We start from the raw sequence: 26179 nt of genomic DNA on the forward strand, positions 1-26179 counted from the left end.
GCCGATGGTACTGCAGGGGGGACCCTGTGGGAGAGTAGGACACCGCCGGACACCATTCACGATGGCCACCCAGAAATGGGTGGCCATCGCTGTTTAACCGGTCGGTCTCTGTTCGAAGAGGAACAGGGCCGGCTGGAGCGACGATGACCGTCGTCGCCCGACTCCGGAACGAGGAGCAGCGATGACTCAGCACGACCCGACGCCCTCTCCGGAATCGAGGCCGCCTAAGAACGGCTTCGACGCCGTGGAGGAACACGTCCTGTCAGACGAGCTCCTCCGGATCGAGCAGGCTGCGCTCAACGAGAGGGCAGCCGGATACGTCCAGCTGCAGGAGCAGCTGCGCATCCGACTCGAGAACGCGGACCGCGACCGATGACCGACGACTCGCGACTCGACTCGGCTCTCGCGGAACGGGGCATCGCCCGGTCCCGCACCCATGCCGCTCGGATGATCGCCGACGGTCTGGTGACGGTGGACGGCGTCCCTGCACTGAAACCCTCGATCCGCGTCCGCGACGATCAGGACGTCGCGGTCGCCGGCCTCGACCACTACGTCAGCCGGGCCGCCCACAAGCTGCTCGCCGCCCTCGACACCTTCGCGACGGTGCGAGTCGCCGGCCGGAACGCTCTCGACGTCGGGGCGTCGACGGGCGGGTTCTCGCAGGTCCTGCTCGAGCGCGGCGCCGCCTCGGTGATCGCCCTCGACGTCGGGCACGCGCAGCTCGCTCCCCGGATCCGGTCCGACGATCGCGTCCACGTGGTGGAGGGGTTCAATGCGCGGCATCTCACCGCCGCCCGGCTCGCCGAAGCCGCCAGGACCGCGATCGTGCCGGACCTGGTCGTGTCCGACGTGTCCTTTATTTCCCTGCGGATGGTTCTGCCTCCGGTCGCCGCCTCTGTGGATCCGCTCGCCGACTTCGTGGTGCTGGTGAAGCCGCAGTTCGAGGTCGGCCGCTTGGGAGTGCGGGAGGGGATCGTCCGGGATCCCGAGCTGCGTCGCGAGGCCCTCTCGGACGTCCTGTGGTCGGCGTGGGACCTGGGGCTCGGCGTCGTCGGGCTGGCCGAGTCGCCACTCCCGGGGGGCGCTGGGAATCGCGAGTATCTGGCGCACCTCCACCGCGACCGCGGAACGATTCCGACAGAATGGAGGGACGCGGTCACCGCGCTCACCACCGGGTGACGCGATCGTGTCCGCCGCTGTCGACCGACCAGAAGGACACACCCTCGATGCAGTCCCCTCGTGACGAGCGCAACATCCTCGTCGTCGCCCACACCGGACGGACGGACTCCCTCGATGCGGCGGTCCTCGTCGTCGAGCGCCTCCGGAACTCCGGCGCCCACCCCGTCCTCTGTGCCGACGACAAGGGAGACATCGTCGCGGTCGCTCCGGATCTGAGCGACGTCGCCGTGCTCGGGTCCGACGTGCCGCTCGAGTCCATCGAGCTCGTGTTCGTGCTCGGCGGGGACGGGACCATCCTCCGCGCAGCGGAGATCGTCCGGTCGGGGACAGCCCCTCTGCTCGGCGTGAACCTCGGCCACGTCGGGTTCCTCGCCGAGAGCGAGCGGGACGATCTCGACGACGCGGTCGCCCGTGCGCTCGACGGCGACTACGCGGTCGAGGAGCGGATGACCCTGCAGGTGCGCGTCAAGATCGACGAGGCCGTCGTCTACGAGACCTGGGCGCTCAACGAGGCGACCGTCGAGAAGGGCAGCCGCGAGCGGATGCTCGAGGTCATGGTGGGCGTCGACGGACGTCCGCTGTCGAGCTTCGGCTGCGACGGCATCGTCGTGTCCACTCCGACCGGTTCCACCGCTTACGCCTTCTCCGGGGGCGGGCCCGTGGTGTGGCCGACCGTCGAGGCGATGCTCCTCGTTCCGCTCAGTGCCCATGCTCTCTTCGCGCGGCCCCTCGTCGTGGGCCCGTCGTCGAGCCTCGCCGTCGAGGTCAAGGAGAGGACCGACGGCGTCGGCGTCCTCTGGGCCGACGGCCGGCGCGCCTACGAGCTCCCGCCGGGAGCGCGCGTCGTCTACCGGCGCTCGCCCGTGCCCGTGCGCTTCGCACGCCTGCACGACGCCCCCTTCACCGATCGACTCGTGCACAAGTTCGGTCTCCCCATCCGCGGATGGCGGGGGTCGGCGGAGACGGAGTAAGGCCCGATGCTCGAAGAGCTGCAGATCCGCGACCTCGGAGTGATCGCCGAGGCGACGCTCCCGCTCGGACCGGGCTTCACCGCGGTCACCGGCGAGACCGGCGCCGGCAAGACGATGGTGGTCACGGCGCTCGGCCTCGTGCTGGGCGCGCGCTCGGACGCGTCCGCGGTGCGCTCGGGAGCGAAGCAGGCCTGGGTGTCGGGGCGCTGGCTGGTCTCAGAGCAGGGCCCGGTCGCCGAGCGGGTCCACGACGCCGGCGGCGATCTCGACGGCCCGGAGCTGCTCCTCGCGCGCTCGGTCTCGGCGGAGGGACGCGGGCGAGCCGTCGTCGGCGGCCGGAGCGCACCGGTCAGCGTGCTGAGCGAGCTCGCCGATCAGCTGGTCGTCGTGCACGGGCAGTCGGACCAGATCCGCCTCCGCTCCGCCGCGGCGCAGCGCGAGGCGCTCGACCGGTTCGGCGGACCCGGTCTCGCCGACGCCCTCCGCGACTACGCGAGCGCCTTCGAGCGCTGGCGGGCCAACCGGGAGGAGCTCGACTCGCTCACCGAGGCCCGGGAGACGCGCGCCCGCGAAGCCGAACGGCTCCGCTCGGCCCTCGCCGAGATCGAGGTGGTCGCCCCCCAGCGCGGGGAGGACATAGAGCTCGCGGCGCAGTCCGCCCGGCTCGGGAGCATCGAGCAGCTCCGGCTCGCCGCCGGCGAGGCCCGCGAGGCGATCTCGTCCGAGGAGCTGGACGGGCGGGACGCGCTCGGGCTCCTCGAGACGGCGCGGCGCGTGCTGGAGCGGGCGGCCGAGCACGACGCCGGCCTGCAGCCGACGGTCCAGACGCTCGGCGAGGCGGCGGTGCTCCTCGTCGACGCCGCCGGCGGGCTCTCCTCTTACCTGGCGGAGCTCGACCTCGACGGCGCGCACGACCTGGAGCTGATCGAGAACCGGCGGGCGGAGCTGTCCCTGCTCGCCCGCACCTACGGACCGACGCTGGACGACGTGCTCGACCTGGTGGACTCCTCCGGACTCCGCCTGCTCGAGCTCGACGGCGACGACGAGAGGATCGCGGCTCTCGAGGCCGACACCGCTGCCGACGCGGACCTCGTCGACCGCCTCGCGACCCGGCTGACCGAGCTGCGGACCGCGGCGGCCGCCGAGCTGGGGGAGCGGGTCAGCGACGAGCTCACCGCGCTGGCCATGGCGGATGCGCGCCTGCACGTGAAGGTGACGGCCGCGGGGGAGCCGAGCGTCCACGGGCGCGACTCCGTCGAGATGCTGCTCCAGCCGCACACCGGGGCCGCACCCCGGCCCCTCGCCCGCGGAGCCTCGGGAGGCGAGCTCTCGCGGGTGATGCTCGCGATCGAGGTCGTGGTCGCCGCCAACGACCCCGTGCCGACGTTCGTCTTCGACGAGGTCGACGCAGGGGTCGGCGGAGCGGCGGCGATCGAGATCGGCCGACGGCTCGCGCGGCTCGCCGAGACGTCGCAGGTCATCGTGGTGACCCACCTCGCGCAGGTCGCCGCATTCGCCACGAACCACCTCCGCGTCGAGAAGGGCTCGGACGGCGCGGTGACCTCGAGCGCCGTGACGCAGCTCGACTCCGAGGAGCGGGTGTCCGAGATGGCGCGCCTGCTCTCGGGGCTCACCGACTCCGCCAACGCTCTCGCTCATGCGCGGGAGCTCCTCGAATCGAGTCGGCGGGGCTGATCGCGAGCGGCCCGGGACGACATCGATCCGTCCCGGGCGGTCCGCCGCCGCCGTTCTGCTGTTACGGTGGAACCCCGTGGTGGACTTTACGAACGCGGGCCTTTCCTCTTCTTCTCCCTCGGATCCCGAGGGCTCCTCCGGGTCCTCGACCCGGAACGCTTCGACGGCCGGGCAGGACGCCCCCTCGAAGATCACGAAGCACATCTTCGTCACCGGCGGTGTCGTCTCCTCGCTCGGCAAGGGACTCACTGCCGCGAGCCTGGGCAACCTGCTGACCGCGCGCGGGCTGCGCGTCGTCATGCAGAAGCTCGACCCGTACCTCAACGTGGACCCGGGGACGATGAACCCGTTCCAGCACGGCGAGGTCTTCGTGACCGACGACGGCGCCGAGACCGATCTCGACATCGGCCACTACGAGCGCTTCCTCGACATCAACCTGAACCAGGCTGCGAACGTCACGACCGGCCAGATCTACTCGCGGGTCATCGCGCGGGAGCGCGCCGGCGAGTACCTCGGCGACACGGTCCAGGTCATCCCGCACATCACGGACGAGATCAAGCGGCGCATGCGCCTCCAGTCGGAGGACGACCCGCAGCCGGACGTCATCATCACCGAGATCGGCGGCACCGTCGGCGACATCGAGAGCCAGCCGTTCATCGAGTCGGCCCGCCAGGTCCGCCACGAGCTCGGCCGCCGCAACGTCTTCTTCGTGCACGTCTCGCTGGTGCCCTTCATGGGCGCCTCCGGCGAGCAGAAGACCAAGCCCACCCAGCACTCCGTCGCGGCGCTGCGCTCGATCGGCATCCAGCCGGACGCGCTGGTGCTGCGGAGCGACCGGCCCGTCTCGGAGTCGAACAAGCGCAAGATCGCGCTGATGTGCGACGTCGACGAGCAGGCCGTGGTCAACGCCAAGGACGTCGCGTCGATCTACGAGATCCCGCAGATGCTCAACGAGCAGGGCCTCGACGCCTACATCATCGACCAACTGGGCCTCCCGGCCGGCGAGGTCGTCTGGGACGGCTGGTCGCGACTGCTCGAGGCCGTGCACGAGCCCAAGCACGAGGTCACCATCGGCCTGGTCGGGAAGTACATCGACCTGCCCGACGCCTACCTCTCCGTGACGGAGGCTCTGCGGGCCGGCGGCTTCGCGCAGCAGACGAAGGTCGCCATCCGCTGGATCGCCTCCGACGGGCTCGAGGACCCCGAGGCTGCGGCCAAGGCGCTCTCCGAGCTCGACGGCATCTGCGTGCCCGGCGGCTTCGGCATCCGCGGCATCGAGGGCAAGCTCGGCGCGCTGCGCTTCGCGCGGGAGAACGGGATACCGACCCTCGGGCTCTGCCTCGGCCTGCAGTGCATGGTCATCGAGTACGCCCGCAACGAGGCCGGCCTCGAGGGGGCCTCGTCGTCGGAGTTCGACCCGGAGACGGAGTTCCCCGTCATCGCGACGATGGCCGAGCAGGTCGAGATCCTCGCGTCCGGGGACATGGGCGGCACGATGCGCCTCGGCCTCTACACGGCCGAGCTCGCCGAGGGCTCGATCGTCGCCGAGGTGTACGGCGCACCTGAGGCTGCCGAGCGCCACCGTCACCGCTACGAGGTCAACAACCGCTACCGCGACCGGATCGCCGAGGCGGGGCTCCGGTTCTCGGGCCTCTCGCCCGACGGCCACCTCGTGGAGTACGTCGAGCTGCCCCGCGAGAAGCACCCCTACTACGTGGGCACGCAGGCGCACCCGGAGCTCCGCTCGCGCCCGAACGCCGCGCACCCGCTCTTCCGCGGCCTCGTGACCGCCGCCCTCGAGCGCCAGGAGGCCTCGCGCCTCTTCCCGGCATCGGAGGCGGGCGCCGATGAGTGAGCCGCTGTCGGACGAGCTCGTCGAGCCGGAGGTCCTGACCAGTGAGCGCGTCTTCGACGGGATGGTCTGGGGCGTCCGCGCCGAGACGTTCTGCTACGGCGGCGGCGAGCTGCGCCGGGAGTTCCTTGATCACACGGGAGCCGTCGCCGTGCTGGCCCTCGACGACGAGGACCGCGTCGCCCTGATCAAGCAGTACCGGCACCCTGTCCGCACCCGCGAGTGGGAGATCCCGGCCGGCCTGCTCGACGTCGAGGGCGAGGATCCCCTGGTCGCCGCTCAGCGGGAGCTGGGCGAGGAGACGGACCTGCAGGCCGAGCGCTGGGACCTGCTCTCGGAGTTCGCCACCTCGCCGGGCGGCAGCGACGAGGTCATCCGGATCTACCTGGCCCGCGGGCTCTCGTCCACCGGCTCCGCCTTCGACCGTGAGGCGGAGGAGGCGGACATGGAGCTGCGGTGGGTGCCGCTGGACGAGGCGGTCGAGGCGGTCCTCGCCCGCCGGGTGCAGAACCCCTCGCTGACGATCGCGGTGCTCGCGGCGCACGCGTTCCGCTCGCGCGACTGGAACGGGCTGGGCGACGCGTCCTCGCCGTGGACGCGCCACCCGCGGGTCCGCCACCCCCGGGGGTGAGCCCCCGCGCCTGCGCCGAGGCGTACCTCCGGCAGGCGAGCGTGGAGCGCGGGCTCTCGGCGCACACGCTCGCGGCCTACCGGCGCGACCTGGAGCTCTACCTCGGCTGGCTCGAGGAGCGCGGGACCGTCGATCTGGCGCAGCTCGGACGGGTCGACGTGGGGGAGTTCTCCTCCTGGCTGGCCGCACGCCCGGAGCGGCCGCTCGCGGCGAGCTCGCGCGCACGGATCCTCTCGAGCGTCCGAGGGCTGCACCGCTTCGCCCTCGAGGAGGGGGTCGTCGCGGACGACGTTGCCCGGGACGTGGTGCCGCCGAAGATCCCGATGACCCTGCCGAAGGCGGTCACGGTCGAGCAGATGGCGGCACTGCTCGACGCGGCGCGCGGCGAGGAGCTCGCGGACCTGCGGGACCGGGCCCTGCTGGAGCTGCTCTATGCGACGGGCGCGCGCATCTCGGAGGTGGTGGACCTGAACGTCGACGACGTGGTCGCCGCGGAGGTGGTGCGGCTGACGGGCAAGGGGTCCAAGCAGCGGATGGTGCCGCTCGGCCGCTTCGCCCGCGAGGCGGTCGACGAGTACCTCGTCCGTGCGCGGCCCGAGCTCTCGCGGAGGGGGCGCGCGACGCCGGCGCTCTTCCTGGGGGTCCGCGGGAGCCGCCTGTCGCGGCAGAGCGCCTGGCTGGTCATCCGCGCCGTCGCCGAGAAGGCCGGGCTGGACCGGGAGATCTCGCCGCACACCTTCCGGCACTCCTTCGCGACCCACCTGCTCGCGGGCGGCGCCGACGTCCGCGTGGTGCAGGAGCTCCTCGGGCACGCCTCGGTGGCGACGACGCAGATCTACACGCTGGTGACGGCGGACACGGTCCGGGACGTCTACACGTCCGCGCACCCGCGAGCGCGGCGCTAGAGCCGCGGCCCCGCGCGGCGGGGCGCGGCGGCCGAGGAGCGGGGCGCCGGTACACTCGTCGGAGGCCGCGCGGGAGCGCACGCCGCCACGGAAGCGAGGACGACGCAGGTGACACGCAAGACGGACGACAAGGCCGAGCTCACCGGTCTCGAAGCCCCGACGCTCGGCCCGACCGGCCGCCCCCTGCGCGACTTCCCGCTGCCGGTGGAGCTCACCGGTCACGGCCCCGCTCGGATCATCTCGCTCTGCAACCAGAAGGGCGGCGTCGGCAAGACGACGACGACCATCAACCTGGGCGCGACCCTCGCCGAGTACGGCCGCCGCGTGCTGGCCATCGACTTCGACCCGCAGGGCGCCCTCTCGGCCGGCCTCGGGGTCACCACCTACGACGCCATCACGATCTACGACCTGCTCCTCGGCACCGTGAAGGACCCGGCCGAGGCGATCCGGAGGACCCGCGTGCCGGGCCTGGACGTCATCCCGGCCAACATCGACCTCTCCGCCGCCGAGGTCCACCTCGTCAACGAGGTCGCGCGCGAGCAGATCCTCGCCCGGGTGCTCCGCAAGGTGAGCGCGGACTACGACGTCATCCTGATCGACTGCCAGCCCTCGCTGGGCCTGCTCACGGTCAACGCGCTCACCGCGAGCCACGGCGTCCTCATCCCGCTCGAGTGCGAGTTCTTCGCGCTGCGCGGCGTCGCCCTGCTGATCGAGACGATCGACAAGGTCCGCGACCGGCTCAACCCGGTGATCGAGCTCGACGGCATCCTGCCCACGATGTACGACTCCCGCACCCTGCACTCGCGGGAGGTGCTCGACCGGGTGGTCGACGCCTTCGGCGACAGCGTGCTCGAGACGGTGATCGGCCGCACGGTGAAGTTCCCGGACGCCAGCGTGTCCGGCGTCCCGATCACCCAGTTCGCGCCCGAGCACAACGCCGCGAAGGCGTACCGCAAGCTCGCCAGGGAGCTGATCTCGCGTGGCGCGGTCGCCTGAGGTCCTCCTCGAGGAGCGCGCCGCTCCCACCGGGTTCCACCTCGCGCTGACCAACTTCGAGGGTCCGTTCGACCTCCTGCTGAGCCTCATCGCGAAGCAGCAGGTCGACATCACCGAGATCGCGCTGAGCGCCGTGACGGACGAGTTCCTCTCGTACCTGCACGGGATCGACTCGCTCGAGGGGCTGGACCGCGCGTCGGAGTTCCTCGTCGTCGCCGCGACGCTCCTCGACCTGAAGATCGCCGGACTCCTGCCCCAGGGCGAGCTCGTGGACGCGGAGGACGCGGCGCTGCTGGAGGCGCGAGACCTGCTGTTCGCCCGGCTCCTGCAGTACCGGGCCTTCAAGCAGGTGTCGTCGTGGTTCGCCGAGCGGATCGCGATCGAGACCGCCCGCCACGTGCGCGACGTGCCTCTGGAGGAGGAGTACCGGTCCGCGAAGCCGGAGCTCGTCTGGACCCTGTCGCCCGCCGACTTCGCCGCCCTCGCGACCGTCGCCCTCGCTCCGCGCGAGCTGCCGACGGTGGGCCTGGACCACCTGCACGCCCCGCAGATCAGCATCCGGGAGCAGGCCGCCCACGTCGTGGCGATGCTGCGCGCCCGCGGGAGGGCCACCTTCGGCGAGCTGATCGCGGACGCCGACGAGAAAGGCGTGATCGTCGCGCGCTTCCTGGCCGTGCTCGAGCTCTACCGGCACGCCGCGATCTCGTTCGACCAGCCGGAGCCGCTCGGCGAGCTCACGCTGCGCTGGGTCGCCGAGCAGTGGAGCGATGCGAGCCTCGCCGCGCTCGGAGCCGACTATGACTCCTGACGCCGGCCCCGGGACCGTCGCGTTCGAGATCGACCGGGCGATCGAGGCGATCCTGATGGTCGCGGACGAGCCGCAGCCGCTCGCCTCCCTCGCGACCGCGCTGTCGAGGCCGATCGCCGTGGTCCGCCAGTCGATCGAGCGCCTGGTCGCCGACTACGACGGCGCCGACGGGGCGATCCGCCGGGGCTTCGAGCTGCGCGAGGTCGGTGCCGGCTGGCGGATCTACGTGCGCCGCGAGTACGACCCGGTGGTCAAGGACTTCGTCCTGACGCAGAACCCGACGCGGCTCTCGCAGGCGGCGCTCGAGACGCTCGCCGTGATCGCCTACAAGCAGCCGGTCTCGCGCGGTCAGGTCGCGCAGATCCGCGCGGTCAACGTCGACTCCGTCGCGCGCACCCTCCTCGGCCGCGGCCTCATCGCGGAGGTCGGCCACGACCCCGAGACGGGCGCGGTCCTCTACGGCACCACCGAGCAGCTGCTCGTGCACCTCGGCCTCACCTCGCTCGACGAGCTGCCGAAGATCTCCCCCCTACTGAGCGACGGAAGAGACGGATTCGATGAGCGCGCCTGACAGCGGCCCCGACGGCGAACGACTGCAGAAGGTCCTCGCGGCAGCGGGGGTCGCCTCCCGACGAGTGGTCGAGGAGATGATCGTGGCGCGGCGGATCCGCGTCAACGGCGAGGTGGCGGACGAGCTCGGCCGCCGCATCGATCCGGCGACCGACCGGATCGAGGTCGACGGGGTCGCGGTGCAGCTGGACACCTCGCGCCGCTACGTCATGCTCAACAAGCCGATCGGCGTCGTCAGCTCGCTGGCGGACGAGAACGGACGCACCGACCTCAGCCTCTACACGAAGAACTTCGAGGAGCGGCTGTTCAACGTCGGGCGCCTCGACGCCGAGACCTCGGGCCTGCTCGTGCTGACCAACGACGGCGAGCTCGCCCACGTCCTCGCGCACCCGTCGTTCGGAGTGACGAAGACCTACATCGCGAAGGTGCACGGGCAGGTCCTCCCGCAGACGATCGCGACGCTGACCTCCGGGATCGAGCTCGACGACGGACCGGTGGCCGCCGACAAGGCGCGTCTCCTCGGCCGGCCGGAGGGCCGCTCGAACGCCTCGCTCGTCGAGATCACCCTGCACTCCGGTCGCAACCGGGTCGTCCGCCGGATGATGGCGGCGGTCGGCCACCCGGTGATCGAGCTCGTCCGGCGCCAGTTCGGGCCGCTGCACCTGGGCACCCTGCGCTCGGGCGATCTGCGCGACCTGACCCGGGAGGAGCTGGGCGCGCTGCTCACGATCGCGCGGCAGGGCGGCGAGGCGGTGGCGGCCGCTCCCGCGGTCCCCTCGAAGAAGGCGAGCGCGGGTGCGCGGCGGCCCCGGCCTGACAGCGGCGAGCGCGTCGCCCCGGCGGAGCGCGGCTCGGCCGGGCGATCCTCGGATCGCGGCGGATCGTCCGGACGGTCGTCCGACCGCGGCGGCTCGGCGGGACGGTCGTCCGATCGCGGCGGCTCCTCCGCCGGCGGCGGGCGGAGCGACGGTCCTCCGCGCCGGTCCGGCGCCGACAAGCAGCGCCGCGCCGATCGCTAGGCTGTCGGGGTGAACGAGCCCCTGCACCCCGCGCCGCCCGCGATGCGGACGACCGGGACGGTGCGGGTGGTCGGCTCCGGACTGCTCGGCGCCTCCATCGGCCTCGGCCTCGCCTCCCGCGGGATCGACGTCGTCCTCGACGACGCCTCGCCCGCGAGCCTCTCCCTCGCCATCGACTACGGGGCCGGCCGCGCCGCCTCCGCCGACGACCGGCCCTCCGTCGTCGTCGTCTGCGTCCCCCCTGACGTCACCGCGAGCGTCGTCGAGCGCGAGCTCGCGGCGCACCCCGGAGCCGTCGTCACCGACGTGGCGAGCGTCAAGACCCAGCCGCTGCGCGAGCTGCGCTCCCGCGGCGTCGACCTCACCCGCTACATCGGCTCGCACCCGATGGCCGGCCGCGAGCGCGGCGGACCGGTCTCCGCGCGGGGGGACCTCTTCGTCGGCCGGCCCTGGGTGATCTGCCGCGACGGCGAGACCGCGCCCGACGCGCTCGCGCGGGTGGAGGGCCTCGCTCTCGACCTCGGCGGCACCATCGTCGAGATGGACCCGGAGGAGCACGACCTCTCGGTCGGCCTCGTCTCGCACGCCCCGCAGGTGATCTCGTCACTGCTCGGCCAGCGCCTCCTCGACGCCCCGAACGCGGCGCTCCGCCTCGCCGGGCAGGGCGTCCGCGACGTCTCGCGCCTGGCGGCCTCGGCCCCCGAGCTCTGGATGCAGATCCTGGCCGCGAACCGCGAGCACGTCGTCGCGGTGCTCGACGCCTTCCGCGACGACGTCGCCGCGGTGGCCGACGCGCTTCGCGACCTCGAGGCGCCCGGCTCGCGCCGCGTGCTCGCCGAGCACCTCGCCGCGGGCAACGCCGGAGTGGCGCGCCTGCCCGGCAAGCACGGCCAGGACCAGCGCTTCTCGACCCTGATCGTCCTCGTCGACGACTCTCCCGGAACCCTCGCGCGGCTCCTGGTGGAAATCGGCGAGGCGGGCGTCAACCTCGAGGACGTGCGCCTCGAGCACGCGCAGGGGCGTCGAGTGGGTCTCGCCGAGATCTCGGTCGTGCCCGAGGCGGTCGCGCCGCTGACCGAAGAACTGACCATACGCGGCTGGAGGATCGCCGGATGAGCACCGAGCAGAACAGGCAGGAGGGCGGCCTGAACAGGATGACGCCCGCCCGCCGGGCACAGCAGAGCATCCCGGAGGACGGGGGCGCGGCTCCCGAGCGCGAGGCGCGCTCCGAGGCCGCCGAGCAGGGCGACTTCGGCGAGTCCGTCGTGGTCGCCATCGACGGCCCGGCCGGCAGCGGCAAGTCCAGCGTGTCGAGGGCTGCCGCCCTCCGCCTCGACTTCGAGTTCCTCGACACGGGAGCGGCCTACCGCGCGCTCGCCTGGCACGGGCTCGACCGCGGCCTCGACTTCGAGGACCAGGACGCGATCGTCGACGCGCTCGACGGCTTCGACTACTCCATCGGCACCGACCCCGAGTCGTACTCGGTGTGGGTCGGTCCGACCGAGGTGACCACCGCCATCCGCGAGCCCCGGGTGACCGCGCGCGTCTCGGCCGTGGCGAAGGTCCCCGAGGTCCGTCGGAGGATCACCCTGCTGTTCCGGAGGATCATCGGCGAGACGCGTCGGGAGGGCATCATCGTCGAGGGCCGCGACATCACGACGGTCGTCGCACCGACCGCTCCGGTCCGGATCCTGCTGACGGCGAGCGAAGAGGCTAGAATGGCCAGGCGTTCGCGCGAGGTCACCACGGAATCCGCCGAGGCGACGGGTCAGGCGCTGCGGTCGAGGGACCGCGCCGACTCGCAGGTGGTCGACTTCATGAACGCCGCAGAAGGAGTCACTCTTCTCGACTCCACTCATCTCGACTTCGAGCAGACCGTCGACGCGGTCGTCGCCGAGGTCCGAACTTCGAGAGCAAGGGCCGGTCATGGCACAGGACACGCACGTCGGTGACGACGAGCTGAACTTCGGAGACGACGACCTCGTCGAGCGCCTCGGCGACCTCGACGAGCAGCTCGCCTCCTCACGCGCGCAGGCGCTCCGGAGCGGACTCGAGGACTACGACCTCGACGAGGAGGACCTCGACCTCCTCGAGTTCGCCGGGGAGGACTCGGACGAGGTCCGCTACCTCCCCGCCCTCCCGGTCGTGGCGATCGTGGGCCGCCCCAACGTCGGCAAGTCCGCGCTGGTGAACCGCATCCTCGGCCGCCGCGAGGCCGTCGTCGAGGACACCCCGGGCGTCACGCGCGACCGCGTGTCCTACAAGGCGGAGTGGATCGACCGGGCGTTCACCATCGTCGACACCGGCGGCTGGGAGCCCGACGCCCGCGGCATCGACGCCTCCGTCGCCATGCAGGCCGAGATCGCCATCGACCTCGCCGACGCCGTCATCTTCGTCGTCGACGCGAACGTCGGCGCGACCGCGACCGACGAGCACGTCGTGAAGCTGCTGCGCAAGACGAAGAAGCCGGTCTTCCTCGCCGCCAACAAGGTTGACGACGCCCGCCAGGAGCCGAACGCCGCATCGCTGTGGTCGCTCGGCCTGGGCGAGCCCCGCCCCGTCTCGGCCGTCCACGGCCGCGGCGTCGCCGACCTTCTCGACGCGGTGCTCGAGAAGCTCCCTCTGGAGTCGGCCGTCGCCAAGCGCGAGGTCGGCGGACCGCGCCGCGTCGCGATCCTCGGCCGCCCGAACGTCGGCAAGTCCAGCCTGCTCAACAAGGCGGCGGGGGAGGAGCGGGTCGTCGTCAACGAGCTCGCCGGCACCACGCGCGACCCGGTCGACGAGCAGGTCGAGATCGCCGGCAAGGTCTGGCGCTTCGTCGACACCGCGGGCATCCGCCGCCGCGTGCACCTCCAGCAGGGCGCCGACTTCTACGCGTCGCTGCGCACCTCGACGGCGCTCGAGAAGGCCGAGGTCGCCGTCGTCGTCCTCGACGTCTCGCAGCCGATCTCGGAGCAGGACGTCCGCATCATCGACCTGGTGCTGGAGTCGGGCCGGGCGCTCGTGCTCGCCTTCAACAAGTGGGACCTCCTCGACGACGAGCGCCGCCGCTACCTCGAGCGCGAGATCGAGACCGACCTCGCCCACGTGGCGTGGGCGCCCCGCGTCAACATCTCGGCCCGCACCGGCCGCCACCTCGAGAAGCTCGTGCCGGCGCTCGAGCTCGCCCTCGAGTCGTGGGACACGCGCATCCCGACGGGCAAGTTCAACGCGTTCCTCGCCGAGCTCACCGCGGCGCACCCGCACCCCCTCCGCGGAGGCAAGCAGCCCCGCGTGCTCTTCGGCACGCAGGCTTCGTCGCGCCCGCCGACATTCGTCCTCTTCACGACCGGGTTCCTCGACCCGGGCTACCGCCGCTACATCGCGCGCCGCCTGCGCGAGATCTACGGCTTCCAGGGGTCGCCGGTGAACGTCAACATGCGCGTCCGCGAGAAGCGCGCGCGCTGAGCGCAGCCGCACCGTGTCCGGCCCGTGGGAGCTCCTCCCGCGGGCCGTCCGCGTCTCCGGGAGGAGCAGCGATCGAGTCGCGCGGGCGGATGCCGCTCCGATGCGGCTCGATCGAGCGGGTCGGCCTCGTCGCGAGCGGGAGTGACGGGCGGCGCGGTGCTGCCGAAGGCCCACAGGCCTCCCTCGAACCGGGCGGTCGTCTCTCCGAGCGGGCGTCGGCAGGGCCGGGAGGCCGGTCAGTCGCCGGTGGCGAAGGGCCACCACGGCGGCAGGAGCCGTCGGTAGGCGGCGAGGTAGCTGCCGGGATCGCGGGGCGCGGGCAGGCGGAGCCACTGCTCCATCAGGCCGACGGAGCCCGCCGCGAGGAATGAGGCCGTCGCGTCCTCGAGGAACCCGAGCGGTGCGTCCGCGGCCGGGACGTCGAGGATCCCGGTGTCGAGCGTCGCGGAGACGGCGGTGCGGAAGTGCCCCGCGAGCATCGCGCGGAGGCCCGAGTCGCCGCCGGGGGCGTCGAAGGCGCGGAGGTAGAGGTCGCGGTGACCGTCCAGGTGGCCGAGGACGCGCGAGGTGCCCTCGCGGATGCTCGCGTCGGTCGCGGCGCCGCTCCGGAGCTGCTGGAGGTAGCCCTCGCGGATCGCGTCGAGCTCGTCCCGCAGGGCGGCGCAGAGCAGTTCTGCGGCGGAGGAGGCGTGGGCGTAGAAGGTGGAGCGGTTCACGCCGGCGAGATCCGTGATCTCCGAGACGGTGAGGGTGGCGACGTCGCGGCCGGTCGCGAGTTCGATGATGGCCCGGTGCAGGGCCACCTGTGATCGCTTCTGCCGCGCATCCACTGCTGACGCCTCCCGAGCTGCCGACGGCGCGTCGACCCGTGCCGACGCGTTCCGCGCAGCGAGTCTACGGGGCCCGCTCGTTTTCACTTCCGGCGTCGGCATCCGCTAAGGTAGTCGAGTTGCCCGGGCCTCGGCCCGGTCTGCCACGGGCTGTGGCGCAGCTTGGTAGCGCACTTGACTGGGGGTCAAGGGGTCGCAGGTTCAAATCCTGTCAGCCCGACTGAAAAGCCCAGGTGAGAGCCTCTCTCACCTGGGTTTTGTCGTTCCCGTCCTAGGGGTCACGGGGACCTTCGCGGACTGGGTCCCGTTGGGTGATGATGTCGAAAAGCGGGCAGTTGCCAAGCGCCGGGACACGGCCGGAACACCGACGCCCCGTTCGGGGATCTCGACAGAGATCAGCGGTGCGGTGAGGGCCGCATCCCGCCGCAGACCCGGGAGGGCACCTACCGATTCTTGGGCGTCGAGGAATGCGTTGGCTTGTTCGGCTGCGGAGCCGAGGTGCCGGCTATCTGTGTGCAGGTCCCCCGGGTGGTCTCGATGGATTTGTGCCCGACGATGCGTTGCGGCACGTGCAGGGGGGTGCCTGCGTCGGCCCATCCAGGTCGCGCCGGTGCGCCGGAGCCCGCGTCGAGTCAGTGAGGGCCGAGCTTGGTGACGAGATCGTCCCACTTGGTCGCGTCCCGCACGCCCGCTGTGGTGAGGACGCCGACGCAGGGGCCGCACAGCAGCCTTTCGTCAGGCCCGCGGTCCGCTGTCAGACGCTCCAGTACTGGCTTGGGCGCGTTCAGGATCAACTCGCTTCGAGCAGGATCGTGCGCGCCTTAAACGATGGTTTACGGACAGCCTCAGTAGTGCGACACGGTGTCCGTCGTGCTCGACACGAGGTGACCGGCGGGGAAGACCTGCTTGCGCAACCCATCCTCTTCCAAGACGTGTGCGGCTCCTGGGAACGCCTCGAAGGGAAGCGGATTGAGCGCATTCGGATTGTGGAAGACGGTGAAGCCGTCGATCCAGTCTTCCTCGTAACCGGGAGTCACTATCTGCGAGAAGGCTTCCTCAACACCCGTGTTGTCATTCGAGAAGCGTCGCCCCTCGTGCTTCACCGCCACACTCGGATCGCCCATGCCCGCTGCGATGCCCATGCGGTTGAACTTGGTCAGTGTTCCAGCCGCGTTGAATGCGACAGCGCTGACGTGCTCCGAGTCGGGCAACTTGAAAAAGCCCGAAGGGAACTCCTTCGTACCCCATTTGATCTGAGCAACCGGCGCTTCAACTCTCTGCATCTTGCCCTCGCTCTCCACGTCTTCGATGCGCACACCGTACAGGTACTCGTAGAGGGCCGATTGGCTCCAAGTCATAGAGAGAGGATGGTGGAAGTCCTGGATCGCGATGACGAACGGGATAGCCAGATCCAAGCCCTCGCGGGTCCAGTACCCCTTGTCATTCAGCTTCTCCCACAGCCGACCCGAGAACCGAGTCGGCAGGTAGTTGTGCACGTACTCGAAGATGTCCTCCTCGGTCGTGGGGAGCGGGACTACCTGATTGGCAGGGGGAGGGTTCGAGGTGGTTGCCTCCACATAGAAGTCGCCCACGATTCCTCGTGCCAAGAAGTCAGGCGCAGGCTTGGGCTGCTCTACCCGGTGGCCCGCCTCCCTCAGGACGGCCCACAAGTAGAGTTCCCAGACCCGCGCATCGAAGCCGGTCGTCTGAAATTGCTCGATGTAGGAGCCGTCCTGGTTCTCATACCAACGCATCGCAACCTCGATCAGCCGCCTCGCCGCGATGGCACTCGGGCTGTCACGAAGGTACTTGAAACGTTCGTGCAGCTTGCTCTCCTTTGCCACCTTCGCAAAGAAGTCCACCGAAGGCTTCTCATCGCCCTGTGCTCGCTCGTTGTCGTAGTCGTTGTGAACACGAGCCATGCTCGCCGCAGTCCGCTTTACGGCCGCACGGATGTCCGCGTGATCCTGAAGGATGTCCACGCCGCGGTACCTGCCAGCGAGGTCCGGAGCCATGACGGCGCTGTGCAGGTCCTTGTCGGTGAGGTCCAGAAAGATCGTCCCGAAGACTCGCGCGGGCTCGATCTCCAGCCACTCAACCTCTTTAATCGGCGGCAACCCTCCAGGTCCGCGCGCCCAGACCACGTGAGCGTTGAACCGCTGCTCGGACACGGCTCGAATCTCGACAGGCTCTATTTCTTCGTTCCCCACCGCGTACCCCTTATCTTCAGTCGGCAGCATCGAGGAAACTCATCTCCCTCGCCGCTTCGACTAGTGGCTGGGCAACGGCGTCGTCGACCGCTGCTCGTATCGTCTCGACCAGTTTGCGCACGCGGTACCTCACCATGTGGTCAGAGTTGGTCGTGCTCCGAACGCGCTCGGCAAAGTAAGCAACGAGCTCATGTCCGTAGGCGGCGAGGACGCCATCCGGCAACTCCCGATTGTAGAACCGCTCGCCCAGACCGATGCCGTGCCCGCCGAGAAGCGTCGCGGCGGCAGGGACGAACTCACCCAGGGCGGGGACGGCGTCCGCCCAGCGCGCAAGTTCCTCGGCGGATGCGACACGCGGCTGCCCGTTGAGGCGGCGTTCCAGATGCTTTCCGAGCCACCGGCGCCACACCTCTGCGCCGTGGACGCCGTCTTCACGGACGAAGCGGGCGACTGCTTCGGCAAAGCCAGCGGCGTGTGAGCCGTTTGACGCGACCACTGTCTGGTCAAGCAGGTGCCTCCGGTCGGTGCTCGTGATGCCCGCGTAGGACACAACGGAGGTCACGAACCCTAGGAAGACTTGATGCAGGTTTTGGTCTGGCAGCTCGTCGAGACGGCCGAGCTCGGCGACCACGCTGTCGAACAGGCCGGCTGCGAGGATCCGGTCATTCCACCTCGGATGGTGCAGGAACGGGTACCAGCCAAAGGCGTGTCGCTGTGGGTCGTTGAAGAGCGGAAGCAGGTGCGCCGCCGCGAAGTCGGCGTCTGCGGCGAAGTAGAAGAACAGCTCTCCGGCCATCGCGGGCTGAGTAGCGTCCAGTGCATCCTCGTTGCCGTTCAGCAGCGCGGCGAGCGCCTCCGACTCCTCGGCGCTGAGTCCAGCCCAATCCTCACGTGAGTGGCGCCAGCGACGATCGACCTCACTGCCCCAGTACTGGGCCAGGAAGCCGGGCCACGAGTTCATGTACAGCGGCGCGAACGACAGGGGGGTCGAGTCTTCTCGGTGCGTGAACCCTGCTCCCTGCTCTCGCCAGAGTGATCGCGCCAACTCGCGCATGGGCGCGAGCACCGGCGACTCATCTGCGTCGATCTGCTGTCGAATCTGATCAAGCAGAAAACGTCCGATCGCATAGGCGGAGTCCTTGTCCGTCAGCAGTGCGCCGAGGCGCTGGACAGCCCCGAGGCCCGAATCTCCTAGCTCGGCTTTCCCCCAGCCTTCCGCGATCGCGCGCCATAGGGCGACTTGCTTTTCGTGAAGGTCGTCGCGACCCAGGACGGCGTCCCAGAGCTGCACACCAAGGTCCGGGCCTCGCTCAGCGGCCAGTCGCACAAGCCCGAGCGCATCTCCCCAGTCGGGCTGATCGAAGTGGCGTTCGGAGTAGTCGCGGGACAGCAGGTCATCGAGTGCAGCACTCACGTTCTGATCGAGCGCCTGAATGAACTCCTCGATGTCTATGGGCGGCGTGCCGCCCCAGGATCCGCTTGTCATCCAGCCGTCGAAGTCGGGATGCTCTCGCACCCCGAAGCCGGGGTTTTCAGCTTGGGCCGCGTCGAACGCGGTTTGGGCCTCTGCCCAGTCGGGGTCGGCCTGCGTTAGCCATGCGAGCAAGTTGTACTTCGCATACGCGAAGTGGCGGTCGCGATCGGGAATCTCTTCGGGGTAGTCGGGTCCAGCGGCCGCGGCGTCCAAGACCCGCTGCTTGAGCGGCGGCGCCGCGGTACCGACCGCGGCGGCGAGTACCTGATAGGTCTCGTGCTTCAGGTCGTCTGCATAGAGCCCGGTGCGATCAAGGAGCCACGAGAGTTTATCGTCCGCGCTCAGTTCCGGGTCGTTGGCTACCAGATGCAGGGCCAGGCGTTGCATGAGTGCTCGGTCGAGGCTCCACCATCGATCTGGCAGGTCCGGCCAGACGGGCAGCGCCTTGATCCCGTATTCCCGGAGGCCGTCGATGACTGCATCGAGCGGCTCCCGAAATTCGTCCTGGGGGTGAGGCTCGATCGCGGATCGGTGATGCGTCAGCGGGTCCCAGCCTTGCTCGCCCTGATAGGCATCAAGCAGGTCGTAGGCCGCGATGATGGAGTCCTCCAGGATACCGCCGAGGGAGCGATCTCCAGGGCTGGATTCCTGCACGACGAGCAGGATGTGTTGGGTCAGCGCGTAGTCCTCCGCGTTCCAGGTGGCCTTCGCATCGGGCTGGGTCGTGCGCTCTGCGGAATCGTCGACGAACCAGCGCCGCTCCAGCTTGAGGAACGGCCGCAGAGCTGTCCGAAGCACCGCAAAGCTGGCTGCCGTCGCATCGGGAAGGAACGGCATGAGGAGATCGGTTCCTAGCGGCGCCGACTGTCCATATATCGAGGTGGCGAGGAGTGCCTGCCACCGTTCTCCAGCAGACGCGTCTTGCTTGCTTAGGTCGTTGGCGAGCCAGGTGGCGGTCCGGTAGAGCGAAGCGGTCATCGACTGCCCGAGTCGCTGCACGGTTTGGAGGGCTGCGCCGTTCAGCGTCGTCGACTCGATGAAGGTCCTTGCGAACCAGTTGCCTAGGATTGCTGTCGCGTCGGACACGTCCAGCGGCGAGAACAGGGTTCTGAACTCAGGGAGATCCTCCAGCCAGGTCAGCCATTCGAGTTTGGCTTCGTTGGGTAGTGATTCGGTCGCTATCGCGAAGTCGCGGGCGCCGTCAGTAGTCCGGAGACGAGTATGGAGGTAGTCGCGGTCGGGTAGTGGCAGTTGGGTTCCGCCGGCGATGATCGCTTGCACGCGCGACTGGTGGTCAGTCTGCGCCATTTTGGAGCGGTCGGCCCACGCGGTAAGGGCCGCCACCAGCGCTTGGTGGTCGCGCCCGACCACCGGGTAAGCGATCGGCCGGATCCCTAGGTAGCCCCACTTGCTGTTCGTCGGGTCGCTCGTGAACGCGAACCGCTTAGAGGCCACGCCCATGCCGCTCGACGGTAGCCCAAGCGCGAGGTACCGCATGATCACGTCGTCGTGGCTGTAGCCGATGAAAACCACCGTGAACCGATCGAACATGGGGAGCAGGAACCGCGCTGCCCACGCATCAGTGATGTATGCATGGCCGAAGTCCCGGTCAGTGAGGATCATCTCCTCCTTCGGGCGCCGTACCGAACCATGCAGATGCACGAGCCCAGCGAAGTCATGCCCGAGTGGCAACGCCGGGGCATACCAGGTGGCCGGGACCGTGATCGAACCGCCGCCGGCAGCCGACGCAAGGTGATCGTCGTAATTGGTGGTCACCACGCGGAACGCTCCTCCGATTCCCGCGAGGTCGACGACCGCACTATGGAGCGGATTGAATCTCGACTTCGGATTGGAAATGAGGGTGTGTGCGTGGGCATGCGCGTCAAATCCCTGGGCCAGAGACTCCAGCTGTCCGATGAAAAAGTCCAGTCCGCCGCGCTTCGAGAACGGGTGCGACGCCAGTCGAGCAAGCTTCTTCGCGAGGCTGTCAAACAGGGGAAGGTTTGAAGGCTTGCCCAGCGAAGCTCCCGCGCCGACGAAGAACACGAGCTCGCCGCGCTCATGAGCATCGAGGATCTCGTCAGGCAGCTGGACCTCGCCGGTGATCCACATCAGGTCACGACCTCGGTGTCGTCGTTGAGCATGTTCACCGACGCACCTCGCGGGCGCCGCGGAAGACCGTGAAACAGCTCGCCAGGGTGGGCCTGCCCAGGCGCGCTGTAGCAGTCCGGACTAACGCCACGTCGTCTCCCTCGTTCGCTCTTGCTGAGCGCTCCGACGTCGCTCACTGAATACAAGTGTCCCGCAGCCCAGCAACGGTGCGCGAGCCCCTGATCTCGTGCCGAAGTTGGCGCGAATCGATCGAAGACCCCCGAAATGACAACACCTGTAATCAAGCTAGTTCCGAACGCCTGCTGCCAGTTTGTAGCCTTGCCGCCAACCTCGCGATGATCCGCTCCGTCGGGTAGCGCAGTCTTGCGCACCCTTCTCCGACTACGTCTCCGCCCGGTACGCAGTGTGCTGGCCGCATCAGGCGAACGCGTCACTGGGCGGGGGCGCGATCTTGGGTCACAATCAATGCATGGGTACTGAAGCGGAGAGCCCGAGGCGGGCGTCGGCGACGGGGCACGACGTTGATGTCGATGCGTTCGGGCTGCCGCTCGATGCGTTCGGCAACACCGTGCAGCCTGACTTCTTCCAGATACTGGGACGACTTGTAGCCGTGAATGGTCAAATCGAGTATCTGCAAGACCGCTTCGACCATCTTCCTAACGAGGAAACGAGCGGGGTCAGGAAGGTCGAGCAGTTTGAACGAAGAAGCGAGGCAGGACGCGCTGATCGCAATGCGGTCGTCCACTCACGGTGGGTCTTCGGAGCCCACGCGGATCCGGCCGTCGTCGTCGGGATCCGCTACAAGACGAGAAGGCAAACATCCGGGACGGTAGCGGCAGTTTCGATCATCGATGTTTCGGGCAGCGAACGCAAGCAGGATGTGGTAGAGCACACCGTCGAGTCGCTCCGCGGGGTTCTCAGACGTGACGTGGCGACAATGCGCATCGGTCAGCTTGCGCTCAGCGAAATTATGCTGAGGTATGCAGCCAGCCGAATAGAGTCGGCCATCTACTGAACACCGAGGGAGGGTTTTGACATTGCCTTATTTCTGCCTCGCATCTTGACCACATCGAGCGGAGTCGATAAGGGCAACGTCAGTTGTAAGAAGCGCTCTCGCAAGTACTTGAGAAGAGTCGCCTCACCGCTTTTGAGGGCCTCTACTAGCACTTCAGATCCTCGTCGTCTAACTCATCCGGCAGACCCACGCGAAACATCCAGCACCTTCTGCAAAAGGTCGTCCCAGTCGGGCAATGGCGTACCCGCTACAGGTGCGATCGCGGCGTGACTAAGCGGCTCCGACTTCTTGCCCGCCGCCTCCCGGTACTTGTGAAAGACTTCGGCTTCTTCTTCCGTTACGCTCATATTCAGCTCTTTTGCGGTGCCGGAATTTGCTTCGAGGATCGACTTCTTCGTGACAAAGGGAGCACCTTTGTATTTCCCGGTTGGGGAACGATGCTGAACGAGCCTCGAATTTGGGTTGGCGAGCTCTCGCGCTTGCATATAGTCAAGCACGAAATTCCTTAGGTAGTCATCCGGATCGAACGTGGGCGTTTTCCAAACGGCTGCGCGTGAAATCAATAGTAACTTTGTGGAGTTCGCGACAGGCATTTCCTGAAAGTTGCTTGTCCATGCATGAGTGGTTCTATCTCACATTGGACCTGATGCGACGCTTGCAGTGAGTGGTATCCTGTGCCGACGAGAAGTCTCTTGTGTAAATTCAATCAATTGACTGCGGACGACGTTGTTTGTCATGTCCGATATTCGGTCATGCAAAATGCCCGGGACGAAGAGAGCCGTCTCTTTGAGATCCTCTGCGGTGCCGGTTAGTACCGCGCGACTACCTACAAGGGCATCGTAAAGGTCGTCGGCAAGCCCGGTACCGACGCCGCTCCCACGCGACTCGTGCGAGGAAAGTCCAAGATGCGCTTCGTTAGACTCCCCGGAGTATTGCAGCAGTGCTGTGGCCGCCACCCTGTCCCGTCGGCGCACTGCTTCGAGGAGGCGGTCGTAAAAATTTTCGAGGAGGGCCACGCTCTCGATTGCCCAGTCCGTTTTTAGGAACCGGAACGCGTGCGGATCGACGAAGACTCTCGTGTCGGCGTCGATGTGAACGTCGAGGAACTCCAGTGATGGCTGAGTCAGACACAGGAGGAAGTATTCCGAAACTCTCACGCCGCCTCCGTTGGTTGTCGTCATCCGACTGACTGCGGGCGGGCCTGTTGCTGCTTGAGCCAGAGTTGTACCGTGCTCTTCGCTGCGCCGAGGCGCTCGGCGATCCGCCGATATGACAGGCCTTGCTCTCGGAGCCGAAGGGCCAAGGCTTCCTGGTCTGTCGTCAGTCCCTTTCGCCGGAGCTGGCCTCCGTGCTTGCGAAGGATGCTCAGCACCGAGCTCTTGGACAGGCCGTACTGGAGCATGAGCTCTGTCGACTGGGCGCCGTTGTTGTTCAACTCGACAAGCTCATTCATGGCTGCTTCACCGAGCCGGACCTCCACGTTCCGGACTGAGCGCGTTCCTCTTCGAGGGTGACGCCCTGCTCGACCCGCAAGATTCTGCAGCTCTCGCGTTGTGATCTGTGTGTAGCGGATGTTTGAGTAGCGTCGTACAAAGTCGACGGAAAGCCCTGATGAGACCACTGGTCGTCGTCAGGGCTTCCGTCGTTTCCGGGCCTCGTCGTGACGCTGCGGACCGCTCACCGGAGCGCTGCGGCGACCTCGGCGAAGGCCTCGCGACGTCGAGCGGAGCGCGCCTCCCGCTCGGCGGGATCCCGTGCCCAGAGCGCCTGTCGGGACGGATGGAAGGTGCGGATCACCGTGAGGCCGCGCTCGCGCTCGATCGCCGGGTGCCGCCTGAGGAGGCGCCGCCAGCCGTGATCGGCGTCGCCGCCCTGAAGGAGGACCACCTCGACGTCGGGGGCGAGCGCGAGCAGATGCAGGACGGTCTCGACGCCGGCGTCGAGCTGCTCGGCGTTCGGCGCCTGGTTGATGTACCAGGGGTAGGCGTTCCACGGCAGCAGGTCGACGGGGGCGAGGCCCACCTCGTCCATCAGCCCGGCCATGAGCTCCGCCGTCGGGTCGTCGTTCTCGGTGCAGAGGAAGCCGCTTCCGATGCCGTCCTGAGTGGCGGGGCCGGGATCGCGGAGGACGCTGAGGACGCGCGCCTCCATTCCGCCGTGCAGGGGCGCGACGTAGGGCAGCCAGCCGCGTCCGTAGGGGTTCCGCAGCTCGTCGACCCAGCGGTTCACGGGAGCCACGTGCGGTGCGTAGCGCTGCTCCCACTGGGCGCGGCGGAAGGAGAGGTCGGCCATGGAGCGGGGCATGTCCGCACCCTGGAGGGTGACCGGGGCGGCGCGGCACCCTTCCTGGTCGTCGGCCGTGCCGGCGGCGTCCGGACTGAGAGGCCGGAGCGGCCTGCACGGCGTCTCCCCGACCGCCCGCAAGGGCGGCAGCAGGCCGGCTCCCTAGCGTCGGTGGACGTGACCGACTCCGCTCCGCTCGCCCGCTGGTGGCGGGAACCCTGGTGGGCGCGGCTCACCCTCCTGGCGATCCTGATCGGGTCGGCGGTGCTCACCGGGTGGAATCTCGCCCGGGGCGGGGACGCCGTCTTCTACGAGGCGGCGGCACGGTCGATGTCGGAGTCGTGGCACGCGCTGGCGTTCGGAGCCTTCGATCCCGCCGCCACGGTGACGCTGGACAAGCTGGCGGGGTTCGCGGTGCCGCAGGCGCTGAGCATCCGCCTGTTCGGGATGTCGACGTCGTCGATCGCGCTGCCGCAGCTGCTCGAGGGGCTGATCACCGTCGCGGCGTGCTCGGTCGTCGGGCTCCGATGGGGCGGCCGGGGGCTCGGGCTGGTCGCGGCGGCCGCGGCGGCGAGCACGCCGATCTTCGTGTCGATGTTCGGGCACCCGATGGAGGACGGCCTGCTGACGGCAGCGCTCGCCGTCGCGCTGATGTGGTGGCAGCGCGCGGTGCTGACGGAGCGGTGGTGGCCTCTCCTGTTGGCCGGAGCGTTCATCGGGATCGGCTTCCAGGCGAAGATGATGCAGGCCTGGTTCGTCCTGCCCGCCCTCGTAGTGGCGACTCTCGTCGGGGTGCGCGGGTGGCGCCGAGCGCTCGCCTGGGCGGGCGGGCTCCTGGCCGTCGCGGTGGGCGCCTCGGTGGCGTGGATGGTCGCGATGCAGGCGGTGCCGGCAGGGGACCGGCCCTACATCGACGGGTCGACGGGGAACGACGTCTTCGCGATGGTGTTCGGGTTCAACGGGCTCGACCGGCTGATCCCGGGAGCGGTGCCCGGCGCCGTCGTCGCTTCCGCCCACGTGGCGACGATGGGCGGAGCAGCGGGGTCTTCGCCGGCCAAGCTGCTGCTGGCGCAGTACGCGACGCAGGTCGGCTGGCTGTATCCCGCGGCGCTCGCCGGGCTGGTGCTCGGCGCCGTGCGCTGGTGGCCGCGGCGGGGGAGGCGGGGAGGTGCCCGCGGTGCCTTCGCCCTCCTGGTCTGCCTCGCGGTGTGGCTGGTGACAGCGGCGGGCGTGCTCTCGGTGGCGACGGTGCCGCACATGGCGTACGTCGCGGCGATCGGAGTGCAGCTGGCGCTCCTCGCGGCGCTGGGCTGGGCGGAAGCGGTGCGGCTGCTCGCGTCGACCCGGGTCGTCGCGCGGCTGGTGCTGCCGCTCATCCTCGTCGCGCAGACGGCGTGGAGCGCGGTGCTCGCCGTGGGCGGGCAGCTGCCCGCGGTGCTGGGCCTGCCGTTCGCGGCGCTCGCCGGAGCAGGGCTCGTCGTGGTCGCGGTGGCGGCCCGGTGGAGTAGGGGCGGTGCGGCGGCGAGCAGAGGCGCGGCCCGGCATCGTTCGATCGCGCTCGCAGCGGCCGTCGTGATCCTGGCAGGGCCGATCGCGTTCAGCCTCCAGGTGCTCGACGCGTCCCTCGACGGGTCGGGCGGGGACGCGCTCGTCGGCCTGCGCTTCCCGCAGAGGGCCGAGACCTCGGCTCCGTTCGCGGTCTCGTCGCCGGACGCGGTCGGCGGGCACGACTCGATGACCGCCGACGAGACCGCACTGGTCGCCGCTGCTCGTGCCGCCGGCGGCGGGGTGGACGGAGCGCCCCTGTTCCTCACCGACTCCTGGGCGATCTCGGCGCCGATCATCACGGCGACCGGCGCGAGCGTGCTCACCGACGGCGGCTACTCCGGCCAGGCGCGGGTCTTCACCGAGCAGGACGTCGCCGGGATGATCGCGGCAGGACGCACGCCTCTGCTGGTTCTGAAGAACTCGGCGCCACCGACCGAGTCGGTGCGGAAGGCCGTGGTGGCGGACGGATGCATACAGCTGCAGGAGTGGGGGCCGGCGGCGACGGAGTCGGGAGAGCACGCCTCCGCGGTCACCGGGTTCTCGTTGTGGCGGTGCGTGGCGATGCCGCACGGCTCGGCGGGCGGGGTGTCGGGTGCCGGCCAGTGACGCCGTAGGGCAGTTCTCGCCTGGACGA

Annotated in this window: 22 protein-coding genes, 1 tRNA gene and 1 pseudogene; 17 read left to right on the top strand and 7 right to left on the bottom strand. The window is 69.3% G+C overall.

Translation table 11 applies throughout. The features are described from left to right. Positions 1–181: 181 nt before the first annotated feature. The 14 genes and pseudogenes from C5C56_RS00005 to der all read left to right on the top strand — a co-directional run bounded on the left by C5C56_RS00005 (position 182) and on the right by der (position 14073). Positions 182–376 (top strand): hypothetical protein, encoded by a 195-nt coding sequence (locus C5C56_RS00005; protein WP_104318927.1) that lies wholly within the window; start codon positions 182–184, stop codon positions 374–376. After that, positions 373–1179 carry a TlyA family RNA methyltransferase gene (locus tag C5C56_RS00010; protein WP_104318928.1) on the top strand — a complete coding sequence of 269 codons (807 nt, stop codon included), beginning with the start codon at positions 373–375 and terminating at the stop codon, positions 1177–1179. Before C5C56_RS00005 ends, C5C56_RS00010 begins: the two co-directional genes overlap by 4 nt. Before the next feature lie 47 nt (positions 1180–1226). After that, on the top strand, positions 1227–2150 hold the full coding sequence (locus C5C56_RS00015) for an NAD kinase (RefSeq protein WP_104222498.1): 924 nt from the start codon (positions 1227–1229) through the stop codon (positions 2148–2150). 6 nt (positions 2151–2156) lie between these two features. Next, positions 2157–3845, top strand: a complete 1689-nt coding sequence (gene recN, locus C5C56_RS00020; protein WP_104318929.1) for a DNA repair protein RecN — start codon at positions 2157–2159, stop codon at positions 3843–3845. Positions 3846–4035: 190 nt separating this feature from the next. Further along, positions 4036–5700, top strand: a complete 1665-nt coding sequence (locus tag C5C56_RS00025) for a CTP synthase (protein WP_104319010.1) — start codon at positions 4036–4038, stop codon at positions 5698–5700. Further along, entirely contained in the window at positions 5693–6328 is a 636-nt protein-coding gene (locus tag C5C56_RS00030) for an NUDIX hydrolase (RefSeq protein ID WP_104318930.1), read from the top strand. The genes C5C56_RS00025 and C5C56_RS00030 overlap by 8 nt, the downstream gene beginning before the upstream one ends. Continuing rightward, the gene (gene xerD / locus C5C56_RS00035; RefSeq protein WP_104318931.1) at positions 6325–7233 is read left to right on the top strand and encodes a site-specific tyrosine recombinase XerD; all 909 of its coding nucleotides are present in this window, start codon (positions 6325–6327) and stop codon (positions 7231–7233) included. Before C5C56_RS00030 ends, xerD begins: the two co-directional genes overlap by 4 nt. Positions 7234–7341: 108 nt before the next feature. After that, the gene (locus tag C5C56_RS00040) at positions 7342–8229 is read left to right on the top strand and encodes a ParA family protein (protein ID WP_104222502.1); all 888 of its coding nucleotides are present in this window, start codon (positions 7342–7344) and stop codon (positions 8227–8229) included. After that, positions 8213–9037 carry a ScpA family protein gene (locus C5C56_RS00045; protein ID WP_104267431.1) on the top strand — a complete coding sequence of 275 codons (825 nt, stop codon included), beginning with the start codon at positions 8213–8215 and terminating at the stop codon, positions 9035–9037. The genes C5C56_RS00040 and C5C56_RS00045 overlap by 17 nt, the downstream gene beginning before the upstream one ends. Beyond that, positions 9027–9608 carry an SMC-Scp complex subunit ScpB gene (gene scpB, locus C5C56_RS00050; RefSeq protein WP_104238575.1) on the top strand — a complete coding sequence of 194 codons (582 nt, stop codon included), beginning with the start codon at positions 9027–9029 and terminating at the stop codon, positions 9606–9608. Before C5C56_RS00045 ends, scpB begins: the two co-directional genes overlap by 11 nt. After that, positions 9595–10365: pseudogene (locus tag C5C56_RS00055) on the top strand (pseudouridine synthase); the annotation flags it as partial. The gene scpB and the pseudogene C5C56_RS00055, both read left to right, overlap by 14 nt. 303 nt (positions 10366–10668) lie before the next feature. Beyond that, on the top strand, positions 10669–11742 hold the full coding sequence (locus C5C56_RS00060) for a prephenate dehydrogenase (RefSeq protein WP_104319011.1): 1074 nt from the start codon (positions 10669–10671) through the stop codon (positions 11740–11742). Next, positions 11739–12578: a (d)CMP kinase gene (gene cmk, locus C5C56_RS00065; RefSeq protein WP_258063288.1), complete on the top strand. Its 840-nt coding sequence runs from the start codon at positions 11739–11741 to the stop codon at positions 12576–12578. The genes C5C56_RS00060 and cmk overlap by 4 nt, the downstream gene beginning before the upstream one ends. Next, positions 12553–14073 carry a ribosome biogenesis GTPase Der gene (gene der, locus C5C56_RS00070; protein ID WP_104222506.1) on the top strand — a complete coding sequence of 507 codons (1521 nt, stop codon included), beginning with the start codon at positions 12553–12555 and terminating at the stop codon, positions 14071–14073. The genes cmk and der overlap by 26 nt, the downstream gene beginning before the upstream one ends. A 236-nt stretch (positions 14074–14309) precedes the next feature. Here the strand turns inward: der and C5C56_RS00075 are convergent, their stop codons facing one another. Further along, positions 14310–14876 carry a TetR/AcrR family transcriptional regulator gene (locus tag C5C56_RS00075; protein ID WP_104318932.1) on the bottom strand — a complete coding sequence of 189 codons (567 nt, stop codon included), beginning with the start codon at positions 14874–14876 and terminating at the stop codon, positions 14310–14312. 173 nt (positions 14877–15049) lie between these two features. Here C5C56_RS00075 and C5C56_RS00080 point away from each other — a divergent pair. Then, positions 15050–15123, top strand: a tRNA-Pro gene (locus C5C56_RS00080). Positions 15124–15748: 625 nt separating this feature from the next. On the opposite strand, the gene C5C56_RS00085 is transcribed toward C5C56_RS00080, so the two are convergent. Both C5C56_RS00085 and C5C56_RS00090 read right to left on the bottom strand, forming a co-directional pair. Then, positions 15749–17113 carry a hypothetical protein gene (locus tag C5C56_RS00085; RefSeq protein WP_146086427.1) on the bottom strand — a complete coding sequence of 455 codons (1365 nt, stop codon included), beginning with the start codon at positions 17111–17113 and terminating at the stop codon, positions 15749–15751. Positions 17114–17129: 16 nt separating this feature from the next. Next, complete coding sequence (locus C5C56_RS00090; RefSeq protein ID WP_104318934.1) at positions 17130–20699, bottom strand: SIR2 family protein; 3570 nt, start codon at positions 20697–20699, stop codon at positions 17130–17132. A gap of 469 nt (positions 20700–21168) precedes the next feature. Between C5C56_RS00090 and C5C56_RS17425 the strand changes: the two genes are divergently transcribed. Next, complete coding sequence (locus C5C56_RS17425; RefSeq protein ID WP_146086428.1) at positions 21169–21714, top strand: hypothetical protein; 546 nt, start codon at positions 21169–21171, stop codon at positions 21712–21714. A 173-nt stretch (positions 21715–21887) separates the two neighbouring features. Here the strand turns inward: C5C56_RS17425 and C5C56_RS17430 are convergent, their stop codons facing one another. The 4 genes from C5C56_RS17430 to C5C56_RS00105 all read right to left on the bottom strand — a co-directional run bounded on the left by C5C56_RS17430 (position 21888) and on the right by C5C56_RS00105 (position 24018). Continuing rightward, entirely contained in the window at positions 21888–22307 is a 420-nt protein-coding gene (locus tag C5C56_RS17430) for a hypothetical protein (protein ID WP_146086429.1), read from the bottom strand. A gap of 39 nt (positions 22308–22346) precedes the next feature. After that, positions 22347–22895 (bottom strand): hypothetical protein, encoded by a 549-nt coding sequence (locus tag C5C56_RS17435; protein WP_146086430.1) that lies wholly within the window; start codon positions 22893–22895, stop codon positions 22347–22349. Next, positions 22892–23167 (bottom strand): helix-turn-helix domain-containing protein, encoded by a 276-nt coding sequence (locus C5C56_RS00100; protein WP_146086431.1) that lies wholly within the window; start codon positions 23165–23167, stop codon positions 22892–22894. Before C5C56_RS00100 ends, C5C56_RS17435 begins: the two co-directional genes overlap by 4 nt. Positions 23168–23391: 224 nt before the next feature. After that, entirely contained in the window at positions 23392–24018 is a 627-nt protein-coding gene (locus tag C5C56_RS00105) for a uracil-DNA glycosylase (protein ID WP_104318937.1), read from the bottom strand. Between the two features lie 156 nt (positions 24019–24174). Here C5C56_RS00105 and C5C56_RS00110 point away from each other — a divergent pair, with 156 nt between their 5' ends. Further along, positions 24175–26151, top strand: coding sequence for a glycosyltransferase family 39 protein (locus C5C56_RS00110; RefSeq protein WP_104319012.1), 1977 nt, complete (start codon positions 24175–24177; stop codon positions 26149–26151). Positions 26152–26179: the final 28 nt, after the last annotated feature.

The organism is Rathayibacter sp. AY1D1 (assembly GCF_002932635.1).
Taxonomy (GTDB): domain Bacteria; phylum Actinomycetota; class Actinomycetes; order Actinomycetales; family Microbacteriaceae; genus Rathayibacter.

Bases quoted from the DNA above. Each gene is read 5' to 3' on its own strand.
- C5C56_RS00005 (WP_104318927.1), top strand. From the start codon at position 182: ATGACTCAGCACGACCCGACGCCCTCTCCGGAATCGAGGCCGCCTAAG.
- C5C56_RS00010 (WP_104318928.1), top strand. From the start codon at position 373: ATGACCGACGACTCGCGACTCGACTCGGCTCTCGCGGAACGGGGCATC.
- C5C56_RS00015 (WP_104222498.1), top strand. From the start codon at position 1,227: ATGCAGTCCCCTCGTGACGAGCGCAACATCCTCGTCGTCGCCCACACC.
- recN (WP_104318929.1), top strand. From the start codon at position 2,157: ATGCTCGAAGAGCTGCAGATCCGCGACCTCGGAGTGATCGCCGAGGCG.
- C5C56_RS00030 (WP_104318930.1), top strand. From the start codon at position 5,693: ATGAGTGAGCCGCTGTCGGACGAGCTCGTCGAGCCGGAGGTCCTGACC.
- scpB (WP_104238575.1), top strand. From the start codon at position 9,027: ATGACTCCTGACGCCGGCCCCGGGACCGTCGCGTTCGAGATCGACCGG.
- C5C56_RS00060 (WP_104319011.1), top strand. From the start codon at position 10,669: ATGCGGACGACCGGGACGGTGCGGGTGGTCGGCTCCGGACTGCTCGGC.
- cmk (WP_258063288.1), top strand. From the start codon at position 11,739: ATGAGCACCGAGCAGAACAGGCAGGAGGGCGGCCTGAACAGGATGACG.
- der (WP_104222506.1), top strand. From the start codon at position 12,553: ATGGCACAGGACACGCACGTCGGTGACGACGAGCTGAACTTCGGAGAC.
- C5C56_RS00090 (WP_104318934.1), bottom strand. From the start codon at position 20,699: ATGTGGATCACCGGCGAGGTCCAGCTGCCTGACGAGATCCTCGATGCT.
- C5C56_RS17425 (WP_146086428.1), top strand. From the start codon at position 21,169: ATGGGTACTGAAGCGGAGAGCCCGAGGCGGGCGTCGGCGACGGGGCAC.
- C5C56_RS17430 (WP_146086429.1), bottom strand. From the start codon at position 22,307: ATGCCTGTCGCGAACTCCACAAAGTTACTATTGATTTCACGCGCAGCC.
- C5C56_RS17435 (WP_146086430.1), bottom strand. From the start codon at position 22,895: ATGACGACAACCAACGGAGGCGGCGTGAGAGTTTCGGAATACTTCCTC.
- C5C56_RS00100 (WP_146086431.1), bottom strand. From the start codon at position 23,167: ATGAATGAGCTTGTCGAGTTGAACAACAACGGCGCCCAGTCGACAGAG.
- C5C56_RS00105 (WP_104318937.1), bottom strand. From the start codon at position 24,018: ATGCCCCGCTCCATGGCCGACCTCTCCTTCCGCCGCGCCCAGTGGGAG.